5 protein-coding genes are annotated in these 12,504 nt (G+C 56.1%); 2 read left to right on the forward strand and 3 right to left on the reverse strand.

What is annotated here, in order from left to right; all coding sequences use genetic code 11:
* The first annotated feature begins 2 nt into the window (after positions 1-2).
* Both GTU79_RS28205 and thiH read left to right on the forward strand, forming a co-directional pair.
* Positions 3-794: a thiazole synthase gene (locus GTU79_RS28205; RefSeq protein ID WP_132924447.1), complete on the forward strand. Its 792-nt coding sequence runs from the start codon at positions 3-5 to the stop codon at positions 792-794.
* Entirely contained in the window at positions 794-1,930 is a 1,137-nt protein-coding gene (gene thiH / locus GTU79_RS28210) for a 2-iminoacetate synthase ThiH (protein ID WP_203523768.1), read from the forward strand. Before GTU79_RS28205 ends, thiH begins: the two co-directional genes overlap by 1 nt.
* A 118-nt stretch (positions 1,931-2,048) precedes the next feature.
* Here thiH and GTU79_RS28215 read toward each other — a convergent pair whose 3' ends face one another.
* The 3 genes from GTU79_RS28215 to rpoC form a co-directional block, all read right to left on the reverse strand.
* Positions 2,049-5,660, reverse strand: coding sequence for an inverse autotransporter beta domain-containing protein (locus GTU79_RS28215; RefSeq protein WP_214513576.1), 3,612 nt, complete (start codon positions 5,658-5,660; stop codon positions 2,049-2,051).
* A gap of 539 nt (positions 5,661-6,199) precedes the next feature.
* Entirely contained in the window at positions 6,200-7,594 is a 1,395-nt protein-coding gene (ltrA, locus tag GTU79_RS28220) for a group II intron reverse transcriptase/maturase (RefSeq protein ID WP_203523770.1), read from the reverse strand.
* A gap of 508 nt (positions 7,595-8,102) precedes the next feature.
* Positions 8,103-12,326 (reverse strand): DNA-directed RNA polymerase subunit beta', encoded by a 4,224-nt coding sequence (gene rpoC / locus GTU79_RS28225; protein ID WP_132924442.1) that lies wholly within the window; start codon positions 12,324-12,326, stop codon positions 8,103-8,105.
* Positions 12,327-12,504: the final 178 nt, after the last annotated feature.

Here is a 12,504-nt window from a genome sequence, read left to right on the forward strand (position 1 = left end):
ACATGTTGAAAATAGCCGATACTACCTTTACTTCCCGGTTGCTTACCGGCACCGGAAAATTCTCTACCGCCGATATCATGCTGCAGGCGTTGGCCGCTTCAGGCAGCCAGTTGGTCACCCTGGCCATGCGCCGGGTGGATCTGCGCAACGGCAATGACGCTATCCTGCCCGCCCTGCGCCAGGCCGGCGTGAAATTGCTGCCCAACACCTCCGGCGCCAAGACCGCTGAAGAGGCGGTGTTTGCCGCACGTCTGGCCCGTGAAGCCTTGGGAACCCATTGGATCAAGCTGGAAATCCATCCGGATGTAAAATACCTGCTGCCCGACCCCATCGAAACGCTCAAAGCGGCGGAACAGCTGGTGAAAGAGGGCTTTGTCGTTTTGCCCTACTGCGGCGCGGACCCGGTATTATGCCGCCGCCTGGAAGAGGCCGGCTGCGGGGCGGTCATGCCGCTGGGCTCGCCCATTGGCTCCAATCAAGGTTTGAAAACCCGTGATTTCCTGCAGATTATCATCGAACAGGCAGGCATTCCCGTGGTGGTGGACGCCGGTATCGGCGCCCCGAGCCAGGCATTGGAAGCGCTGGAAATGGGGGCCGATGCGGTATTGGTGAATACCGCCATCGCCGTGGCCCGTGACCCGGTGGCCATGGCCCGCGCCTTCCGGCTGGCGCTGGAAGCCGGCGAGTCATGCCGGCACGCCGGCCTGGCGCCGCGTCAACTCCAGGCCAGCGCCACCAGCCCGTTAACGGATTTTCTGCGCCACAGCGAACAGCCTGTGGAAGGAGCGGCCTGATGGATTCTTTTATCAACCACTGGCAGCGCATCTCTTGGGAGGATGCCGGTCTTGGCATCAATGCCAAGCAAGCCCGGGATGTAGAGCACGCATTAACCGCCGAACGGCCCGGCCTGAATGATTTTATGGCGTTTCTGTCCCCGGCGGCCCAGCCCTACCTTGAGCCCCTGGCCCAGCGCGCCCAGCAGCTGACCCGTCAACGCTTCGGCAACGTGGTGAATCTGTATCTGCCGCTTTATCTCTCGAACCTCTGTTCCAATGATTGCACTTATTGCGGGTTTTCCATGAGCAATCGCCTCAAGCGTAAGACCCTGGATGAGCAGGAGATTATCGCCGAGTGCCAAGCGATTCGGGACCGGGGCTTTGAAAACGTGCTGCTGGTGACCGGTGAGCATCAAAGCAAAGTCGGCATGGACTACTTTCGACGTTATGTGCCGTTGATCCGCGACTATTTCAGCTCCCTCATGATGGAAGTACAGCCGTTATCCCAGGAGAATTACGCCGAGCTGAAAACCCTCGGCCTGGACGGCGTTATGGTTTACCAGGAAACCTACCACCAGCCAACCTATCAACGACACCATCTGCGCGGGCAGAAAATGGATTTTGCCTGGCGGCTGGAAACGCCGGATCGGCTGGCGCGGGCCGGGATCGACAAGATCGGGCTGGGGGCGCTGATAGGATTGTCGGATAATTGGCGCACGGACTGCTATAGGGTGGCCGAACATTTACTTTATCTGCAAAAAAACTATTGGCAGAGCCGTTATTCCCTGTCCTTCCCTCGCCTGCGGCCCTGCGCCGGGGGAATTACGCCGGCATCCATAATGGATGAATCGCAGTTACTGCAAGTGATGTGCGCCTTTCGCCTGTTGGCGCCGGATGTGGAAATCTCGTTGTCTACCCGCGAGTCTCCTTGGTTTCGCGACCATGCGGTACCCATCGTGGTAAATAGCGTTAGCGCCGGTTCCAAGACGCAGCCGGGAGGCTATGCCGGCGGCACGCCGGAGCTGGAACAATTCGAGCCTCATGATAACCGTTCGGTAAGGGAGGTGGAGCAAATGCTGTTGCAGTCCGGATTACAGCCGGTGTGGAAGGATTGGGACAGTTATCTGGGCAGGTCGCCGACGCTGATTGAATAAGCGATGGTGAGCACTTCAAAGGTATGCGCTTGATTTACCGGCGGGACAGTCATCTGTCCCGCCGCTGGTCTGGATTTTCCAACTTCTGTTTACTTTATTTTTCGTGGCGGAACCGTTTTCAACTGGCGCAGGCCACAAATCCCAAGTTCGCGCCGGATGTCTCCATGAGCAATTTCTGTCCGTTCTGGCTGTTTAGGGCCTCGACGCTCGGGCCAGTTAAAACAATTGAGGATGCCGTACCAGACCAAATAAAGCCGCCGGGCGATAAGGGCCATCCATTCGTACGCATTGAGCCATAGGCTGCCTCCAGAGAAGTAAAGGACGGCAATGTGCAGTATGGGCTTGCCACCGGATAGCGCGCCACTGCCCAATTTTCATTGTTTAATCTCGCGCTGCCGCTGCCGGTAAGTTCAGAGGCAAGTCTGGGTCGCTGGATAGCGTCAATGAACTCCGCCATATGGCCATAATAATTGGCGGCCGGGACGTCGGGGCTGGTGGCTACGGTAAAGATAACCTCTTTTGTCACCGTTTTTCCGCCACGCGCGGTGACCTCAACGGTGGTTTTAACCCCTTTACCCGTGGGATCGGTAATCGGGATGCGGATTTGACCCGTCTCCGGCACATTGACTTCATATTTTGACTCACCGTTAATCAATAGCGTGGCGATTTCCGGCCTGTTTTGCCGATTAGAGGCGCCATGTGAGTGAATATCGATGGTCACATCCCCGACCCGCGTACCATCTTCAAGCATCGCATCCACCGTCAACATAATCTGCTCGCCGGCTTTCGCCACCTCCTTGTCCACAGTGATTTTTAAATCAATGCTGGCGGCAGTGAAAGTCAGCTCTTTTACCCTTGTGCTGAACTCAACGCCATCCACTTTGGGGGTCAGACTGACCGAGCCGGGTTTGGTGCCCCGTACGATCGCGGTATAGGTGCCATCGCTCTCACTATGGGGTGAAATGATGACGCCAGCCTCCGCCGGCGAGGCGCTGAAAACGAGCCGGGCACCCAGGCCGGTTACTGCCTGGCCTTTGCTATCCTTGGCGCTGAAGGTCAACGTTGCGGTCTCGGTATTGTCCGCCGTCAGCGTAGCCTTATCGATATCAAGGGCGGATTTGGTCTCATCCACCACGGCAAGCAGAATAAGGGGTTGACTCAGATCAGCGATCTCATGGCCCCCAACCGACGGCGTTATCGTATAGTCTCCCGGCACGGTGCCGAACAGTTTGGCGACATAGGCCCCCTGGTCATCAAACCCTGCATCTTCCAGTCTGAAACCCGTTGCCGGTGAAGTGTGAAAATCGATAGTTTCTACTGTTGTGGTGATGTTGTCATACTCGTCGCGCGGTATCAGCTTGAGCTCTACGCTATCTTCATCATTGGCGTTAAGTTGCTTCCCGCTGATGCTGAATACGGAATGAAGCTCGCTGAACGGGCCCGCCGCCAAGGTGACCGTTTTCACCAGGCCGCTTAATGACTTGCCGTCGATTGACGGCGCCACCTCTACCTTGCCCGCCACGGTACCGCTCAACCGGGCGGTATAATTCCCGTCGGTTTCCACAATGTCTGAAATCGTGATCCCCGTTGATGGCGTAGCGATAAATGCCAGGCGCTCAGCCAACCCTTTGACCGGCTCGCCGCTTTCATCCTTGGCGCTGAAGCTCAGCATAGTGGAACCATCGCCCACCGTCAGCGTTTCCTCACCCACGCTGAAATCGGAGTGGTCTTCGTAGTCCAGGGCAGCGCGCAGGGTGATGGTTTTAGCTAAAGCGTCCATTTTCACGCCGTCCAGAATCGGGGTAATGGTCACCTTTCCGGGTTGAGTACCCTTCAGAGAACTGCTGTAGCTACCTTTATCTTCAACTATATCGGTCAACACGGCGCCCTCTAACGGCGTCATATCAAACACTAAACGCGAACCGAGACCGGTGAGGAGATTACCGGAAACATCCTTGGCGCTGAAGGTTACCACCGCGTGGTCGGTGCCGTCGGCAAGAATATTGTCGCTGCTGATATCAAGCGTTGAAAGGCCATGTTCCAAGCCGACCGGCTCCAGGATAACGTTGATTGGTTTCAACGCTTGTCCGAGGATCATCGGGGTAATAACCGCCCGTCCCGTGCCGCTGCCGGCGGTCAGGGTGGCCGAATAGACGCCGACGGCGGTTTCACTGATATCCCCCACCACCGGCGCGACACCGGATACGGCGGCGCTTGCCGCGACTGAGGGCTCGCCGTCACCGGCTTCGAACGTTATAGCCATCGTCAGCGCATCCGCCATTCCACTCACCGGCTTAAGGCTGTCATCTCTAAGAATGATTGATAGCAGGCTAGTGGAAATACCATCCGCCGTTAATCTGTCCGGCGTTGCCGTCGTGGGCGACGACGCCAGGCTGATGCCCTGGCCGGTCACCGTAAGCTGGGTATAAGCGGGGTTTGAGGCGTTGCCTTTTTTATCATAAGCCGTTGCGCCAATGGTATATTGATTTGTGGAGCCGGCGGGCAGATAGGGCGGCAGAGTCACCGACAGGACATGGGGCGCCGATTGCGTGATGGCACCGCCGGCGGCGATCAATTCCGCAGCGTCCCACTTCACACGGTCCAGGCCATGCTTGGCGGTAACCTGGGCGGCGATGGTGAGCAGTTGGCCGGACTTCCCGTTTAATTGCTCCGGCATCAGCAGGCGGATAACCTCCTGTTTTTTATAGTCCAGCACGATATGATTGTTGCGCTCCACCAGGTCATAACGGCTGCCTGCCAGGGTTCGCCCGGCCGCGACAGCCGATGGGTCCACCTGGGAGAGCCACGATTCACCCAAGCGGTAATTGATTTGCAGGCTGATACGGGAATCATGCTGCCCGCTCTTACCCTGGCGGTGCTCGCCGCCCAGGGTCAATAGCGGAAACGGCGTATAATTAAGTCCCAAGGTAAATGCATCAGGATTTTTTTGCCGATTGTTTTTGCCAAATAACGCTACCTCGTCGCCGCGATAGCTTTCATACATCAGCTTGCCGCCCAATTGCGGATGCGACGGCAGAAAAGCCTCGGCACGCAGGTCATAACCGTTGGCCGGTCGTTCGTTATAATCCTCGAAATCCCGCGATTGGCGCCAATTACTCAAGCGGAAATAGCTGTTGGCCGATAATTTCAGGTAATGGGTCCAGGCTTCCGCGCCGATTCCGGCCCGGCGATTTTTACCGGTGAAGTCATTATCATAAAAAGTATTTAGCCCGTACATCCAATCGCCGTGAAAGGTTCGCACGCCGCCGCCGATATTACCGGTATTGCGGTGATCTTTATTCCGTATCCCCCATTGGCTGAATACCATGGCATCCTGATTTTCATATAACGGCACCAAGAGATCCAGCGCACTATTGTCCAGTTTGAATCGCTCATTGAGATTGAGCTGTAACCGCACGGTGCCGAATTGATCAAACCAGTCTTTGGCATACTGGCCTGCTCCGCCTGCCAGCGCCGAACGCGCCATACCAAGCGCCGCTTTATCGCTCTGTTGCGCAGTCAGCAGGTGGCCTGCCGACATGGCTCCCCCGGCGATTTTATTTTCTATGGACTCTTGCGCGGTCGATGAATCGTCATTATTTAATAGAACGTTCTTGGCCGGCGTCTCTACCGAGGCGGCGACGGATGCCGCCCCCGCCGGAGCAAAAGCCACTCCGAGGGGTAACATGACCTGCGCCGCAATGATTGCCCAGGCGACAGGTCGCCACAAAGGGAAATCCTGACGACTTGAGGCAAATGGCCGGCACGAACCCGTATTATTATCGGATGAAGGATATGGAGGTTTACCTGGCATTAAATTCTCCTTTTAAGGATGTAGGGTGCCTTCTTCAATGCGCCCCGCAATCAAGAAATAACTTCACAAATATGAATTTTATTTATTTAAAAAATAATGAATCACGACTCACGTAATAGGAATATTTTCAGCTTTTGAAAATATATTATTCGTAATCACATTATCTAGATTGAAAATAAAAACATCTTGATGAAATTATGATATTTCTTAAAAGGAACTTGGGTGTTATTTTTCCAATGAGGCAATAGAACACCATAAAACAAGGGGTAAATTCAGGCGTTTTATATTTACTAAGTGTATATAATTACTTTTTAGCTTATTGTCTCATGATGAATATCTGCTTATATACAATAAGAAGCACGTTAACTTAAATAATCTTAACCTATCGAGTAGGAGGCGGTCTCACAACCGCCGTCCTCTCACACCACCGTACGTACGGTTCCGTATACGGCGGTTCATTTACAACACTGGAACTGCCTGTGCAACTCCAGCAGCGATAACAGACCTGCGCGATCGAAGAGTTTCTTCGGCAGCGCTTGGTTCATATGACTTGCCCCCGCGTTCCACCAGGGTCCGCGCTGGTTCGTCGCCGATATCCACGCCCTTTCTTCGCTCAGGCCGCCTTTCATCAGCATCCTTGCCCGTTTGTATGGCCTTTTCCAATGCCGCCACAGCAGACAACGCAGCTTACGGCGGACCCAGCCGTCCAGTTCTTCCAGTATCCCTTTGACTTCGGTCAGCCGGAAGTAACTTATCCAACCTCGCAGCACCGGAGCAAGCCCGTCGATAACCGCTTTCAGCGCTTTTGAACTGTTTCCCGTCGTCAGGCTGCGGATTTTCTCCTTCAGCCTGGACACGCTGCTCGCCGCTATCTTCAGTCTGGCCTGCCTGTGCCATGTCAGGCTATATCCCAGGAACTTGCGCTCCCAGGGCCTGGCCACCGCGCTTTTATCTCGGTTCACCGTCAACCGGAGGTGCTTTTCCAGATACCGGCTTATCGAGTTCATCGCCTGTTCTCCCGCCTTGCGGCTGCTCACGTAGATATTACAGTCATCCGCATAACGGCAGAACCGGTGGCCCCTGCGCTCCAGTTCACGGTCAAGGTCGGTCAACAGCAGGTTGGAGAGCAACGGCGATAACGGGCTGCCTTGCGGCATCCCTTCCCGCCGTTTTGTCACCACTTTGCCGCTGACCATGTCCGCTTCCAGATAACGCCTGATGAGCCTGAGCAGTCTGACGTCTTTGATTTTGCGGCTTAGCCACGACATCATGATGTCGTGGTTAACCCGGTCAAAGAACTTCTCCAGGTCCATATCCACCACCCAGCGCCGGCCGCCTTGCACGTAGGCTTGTGCTTGGCGCACCGCCTGCCAGGCATTGCGGCCCGGTCTGAAGCCGTAGCTGGATTCGGAGAACTCAGGTTCATAATAGGGGGTAAGGTGTTGCTGGATAGCCTGCTGGATAAGCCGGTCCACCACCGTGGGAATACCCAGGACCCTGACTCCGCCGTTAAGCTTGGGCAGTTCGACCCGGCGTATCGCCTGCGGCAGGTAGCTTCCGTCCAGCAGGGCCGCTTTCACCGTCGGCCAGTGCCGTTTCAGCCAGTCTTTAAGTTCGCCGACGCCCAGGTTATCTACCCCTGCCGCGCCTTTGTTCTCCAGGACCCGCTGATAGGCCAGCATCAGGTTGCTACGTGTTATCACCGCTTCGATTGACAAGGGTTGTTCCGCTTTCGTTTGCCCAGATTTCGCCGTGGGTATTTCAGCACCCAGGACCGGCTCTCGCGAATACTGTTCGCTCTTTCCTGTCCGGGCCGCAGTACTCTGCGCTTGTGCCTCATCAATACCCATCGAGATAACCTGTCCTAATCACGGTTGTACATGTTCAGCCCTTCGCGATGCCGGTTTTGCACCGCTACTACGGCCTCGGCTGACTTCTGCACGTTCATCCCGTCGCCTCTCGGCGCGCGGTAGCACCAAGGCAAACGTGCAGATCTCCCGGGGTAATTCGCGCGACCTTCCTGCTTATGCCTGTCGGATATACGTCGCAGCGTTTCGTGCAAGTATCGGGCTTTGGCGATATTGGACGCCTTACCCCGCTGCGCCGCCTAATCCACTTCCTGTTCGTCAGGCCAGCATTTTGCCTTCGGCTTCCTTCAGATCCCGCCTCGCGGTGGGCACCCTTGCCGTTCGGCTAGCACTTCCCCTTGCCGGGTGTGCAGAGGACTTGCACCTCCAAGTCGCCCCTTGACCACCACAATCCAGGGACAGCGCCCGTCAAGGCGCTACGCGCCATGCCCGGCGCACCCAAAAAAAAGCCGCCCCCTAAGGGACGGCTATTGCGTTGCTGCAATAACGATTATTTATCGTTATTACCGCCTAAGCCCGCATTCAGCAGTTCCGCCATATTGGCGGAGGCTTCATCAGCGGTGACCGACGGTACAACCGGCACTTCGCCCAGGGCGCGACGACGGGCACGATCCTGATGGTAGGCATAACCGGTCCCGGCAGGGATCAGTCGGCCGACAATCACGTTCTCTTTCAGACCGCGCAGTTCATCACGTTTCCCGGCAACGGCGGCTTCAGTAAGCACGCGCGTTGTTTCCTGGAACGATGCCGCGGAGATAAAGGACTCCGTGGCCAGGGATGCCTTGGTTATACCCAAGAGATCCCGGCTGAAGGTCATTTCGATCTTGTCGTCCTCCGCCAGCTGGCGGTTGGCAATCTTGACCCGTGAGTATTCAGCCTGTTCGCCTTCCAGGAAGTCGGTGCCGCCGGCGTTGACGATGGTGGCTTTACGCAACATCTGACGAACGATAACTTCGATATGCTTATCGTTAATCTTAACGCCCTGCAGACGGTAAACATCCTGCACTTCGTTAACGATGTAGCGGGTCACCGCATGCACGCCGCGCAGACGCAGAATGTCATGGGGCGATTCCGGTCCATCGGAGATCACGTCGCCGCGTTCCACGCGTTCGCCTTCAAATACGTTAAGCTGACGCCATTTCGGGATCATCTCTTCGTAAGCATCGCTGCCGTCCACCGGCGAAATCACCAGACGACGTTTGCCTTTGGTTTCTTTACCGAAGGATACGATACCGCTGATTTCCGCCAGGATAGCCGGTTCTTTCGGCCGGCGCGCTTCGAACAAATCGGCAACGCGCGGCAGACCACCGGTAATATCCTTGGTACCGCTGGATTCCTGCGGCAGACGCGCCAGAGTGTCCCCGCCGGTGATTTGCACACCGTCTTCCAACTGGACAATGGTTTTACCCGGCAGGAAGTACTGGGCCGGCATATCGGTGCCCGGAATCAGTACGTCATTGCCGCTGGCATCAACGATTTTCAGCGCCGGACGCAAGTCTTTACCGCCACCGGTACGTTCAGCCGTATCCAGCACCACGATAGAGGACAAGCCGGTCAGCTCATCGGTCTGGCGGGTAATGGTCTGGCCGTCGATCATATCGGTGAAGCGCATAAAGCCGCTTACTTCAGTGATAACCGGCATGGTATGCGGGTCCCAGTTGGCAACCGTTTCGCCGCCCAGCACTTCAGAACCATCACCTTTGCCCATGACCGCGCCGTAAGGCACTTTATAGCTTTCCTTGGTACGGCCGAATTCATCGATGAGTTTCAGTTCCGTGTTACGGGAAGTAATCACCAGTTTACCGGCGCCGTTGATAACGAACTTGGCGTTATTCAACCGCACGGTACCCTTGTTTTTCACCTGAATGCTCGATTCGGCGGCATTACGGGAAGCGGCGCCACCGATGTGGAACGTACGCATGGTCAACTGGGTGCCCGGCTCGCCGATAGACTGCGCGGCGATAACACCGATGGATTCACCCTTGTTCACCAGATGCCCGCGGGCCAAATCACGGCCGTAGCAGTTGGCGCAGACACCGAAGTCGGTTTCACAGGTCACCACCGAGCGAACCTTGATGGTATCCACGGAGTTCTCTTCCAGGACATCACACCATTGTTCGTTCAGCAGGGTATTGCGTTCCACCAGTATATCGGCGGTACCCGGTTTCAGTACGTCTTCAGCGGTAACACGTCCCAGCACACGTTCGCGCAGCGGCTCTTTAACATCGCCGCCCTCGATAACCGGGGTCATGGTAACACCGGCATGGGTGCCGCAGTCGTCCTCGGTCACCACCAGATCCTGCGCCACGTCCACCAGACGACGGGTCAGGTAACCGGAGTTCGCCGTTTTCAGCGCGGTATCCGCCAGACCTTTACGAGCACCGTGAGTGGAGATGAAGTACTGGAGTACGTTCAGGCCTTCACGGAAGTTCGCGGTAATAGGCGTTTCAATGATGGAGCCGTCAGGCTTGGCCATCAGGCCGCGCATACCCGCCAATTGGCGAATCTGTGCCGCCGAACCACGGGCGCCGGAGTCGGCCATCATAAAGATGCTGTTGAAGGAAACCTGGCGCTCTTCCACGCCGTCTCGGTTAATCACCGATTCGGTGGACAGGTTATCCATCATCGCCTTGGCAACGCGTTCGTTAGCCGCGGCCCAGATATCGATAACCTTGTTGTAGCGTTCGCCGGCGGTCACCAGACCAGACTGGAACTGCTCCTGGATTTCGGCCACTTCGGCTTCGGCTTCTTCGATGATCCCCGCTTTCTTGGCCGGGATAACCATATCATCGATACCTACCGACGATCCTGAACGGGCCGCATAGGCAAAACCGGTATACATGATCTGGTCGGCGAAGATAACCGTAGGCTTCAGGCCCAGCACGCGATAACAGGTATTCAGCATCTTGGAGATGGCTTTCTTACCCAGCGCCTGATTGACCAGGGCGAACGGCAATCCCTTCGGCACGATCATCCACAAAATCGCACGGCCTACGGTGGTGTCGACGATGTGGGTATTTTCAATAAGCTCGCCGTCTTCGTTCTTGGCATACTCGGTGATACGCACTTTGACGCGCGCATGCAGCTCGGCGATACCGCCCCGATAGATGCGTTCCGCTTCTTTCGGTCCGGTCAAGACCATGCCTTCGCCTTTACCGTTCACCCGGTCGCGGGTCATGTAATACAGACCCAGCACCACGTCCTGGGACGGAACGATAATCGGCTCGCCGTTGGCCGGCGACAGGATGTTGTTGGTGGACATCATCAGCGCACGGGCTTCCAACTGGGCTTCCAGCGTCAGCGGTACGTGAACGGCCATCTGGTCACCGTCGAAGTCGGCGTTGTACGCCGCGCACACCAGCGGGTGAAGCTGAATGGCTTTACCTTCAATCAACACCGGCTCAAACGCCTGGATACCCAGACGGTGCAGAGTCGGCGCACGGTTCAGCAGCACCGGGTGTTCGCGGATAACTTCATCCAGGATATCCCAGACCACGGCTTCTTCGCGTTCAACCATTTTCTTGGCGGCTTTGATGGTGGTGGCGAGGCCACGCAGCTCAAGCTTGCCGTAGATGAAGGGTTTGAACAGTTCCAGCGCCATCTTCTTCGGCAGGCCGCACTGATGCAGACGCAGGTACGGACCCACGGTAATCACGGAACGACCGGAATAGTCGACGCGTTTACCCAGCAGGTTCTGACGGAAACGCCCTTGCTTGCCTTTGATCATGTCGGCCAGGGATTTCAGCGGACGCTTGTTGGAACCGGTAATGGCGCGACCGCGACGGCCGTTATCCAACAGCGCATCCACTGCTTCCTGCAGCATACGTTTTTCATTGCGTACGATGATATCCGGCGCAGCCAGATCCAGCAGACGTTTCAAACGGTTGTTACGGTTTATCACCCGGCGATAGAGATCGTTCAGATCGGAGGTGGCAAAACGGCCGCCGTCCAGCGGCACCAGCGGACGCAGATCCGGCGGCAACACCGGCAGCACCGTCAGGATCATCCATTCCGGTTTATTACCGGACTGAACGAATGCTTCCAGCAGCTTGATACGCTTGGTCAGCTTCTTGCGCTTGGTTTCGGAGTTGGTTTCATTCAGCTCTTCACGCAGGGTTTCGCATTCCGCTTCCAGGTCCATGTTTTTCAACAGGGCCTGAATGGCTTCGGCGCCCATTTTAGCGTCAAACTCATCACCAAACTCTTCCAGGGCGTCCAGATACTGTTCTTCAGTCAGGATCTGGCGGCGCTCCAGGTTGGTCATGCCGCCTTCAACCACCACATAAGATTCAAAATACAGCACGCGCTCGATATCACGCAGCGGCATATCCAGCAACAAACCGATGCGCGAAGGCAACGATTTCAAGAACCAAATATGCGCTGTCGGCGAAGCCAGCTCGATATGGCCCATGCGCTCGCGGCGCACTTTGGTCTGGGTCACTTCAACACCGCATTTTTCACAAATCACGCCGCGGTGCTTCAACCGCTTGTACTTACCGCACAAGCATTCGTAATCTTTAACCGGCCCGAAAATACGGGCGCAGAAAAGCCCGTCGCGTTCAGGTTTGAACGTACGGTAGTTGATGGTTTCCGGCTTCTTCACTTCGCCGAACGACCAGGAACGGATCATATCTGGCGAGGCCAGAGCAATTTTGATCGCATCAAACTCTTCGGTCTTGGTTTGTGCTTTCAGAAACTTAAGTAAATCTTTCACGGATTGGCTCCTGTCGGAGTTAGACCTGTTAGGCGCCTGAAACGCTCAGGCGCCCTGATAACCGGTGCGAACGCACCCGAGCCGAACCCCCCGTCATCTTTCAAACCGCAGATGCGCCGGCTGTACTCGCTCACCCGAATCACTTACCTAGGTAAGCTCATCGGGCTCGCTCACTTGC

It is taken from the genome of Sodalis ligni (assembly GCF_016865525.2).
GTDB classification, from domain to species: Bacteria; Pseudomonadota; Gammaproteobacteria; order Enterobacterales; family Enterobacteriaceae; genus Acerihabitans; species Acerihabitans ligni.

What these genes read in the sequence shown, in the direction of transcription:
- GTU79_RS28205 (WP_132924447.1), top strand. Translation starts at nt 3, where the DNA reads ATGTTGAAAATAGCCGATACTACCTTTACTTCCCGGTTGCTTACCGGC.
- thiH (WP_203523768.1), top strand. Translation starts at nt 794, where the DNA reads ATGGATTCTTTTATCAACCACTGGCAGCGCATCTCTTGGGAGGATGCC.
- ltrA (WP_203523770.1), bottom strand. Translation starts at nt 7,594, where the DNA reads ATGGGTATTGATGAGGCACAAGCGCAGAGTACTGCGGCCCGGACAGGA.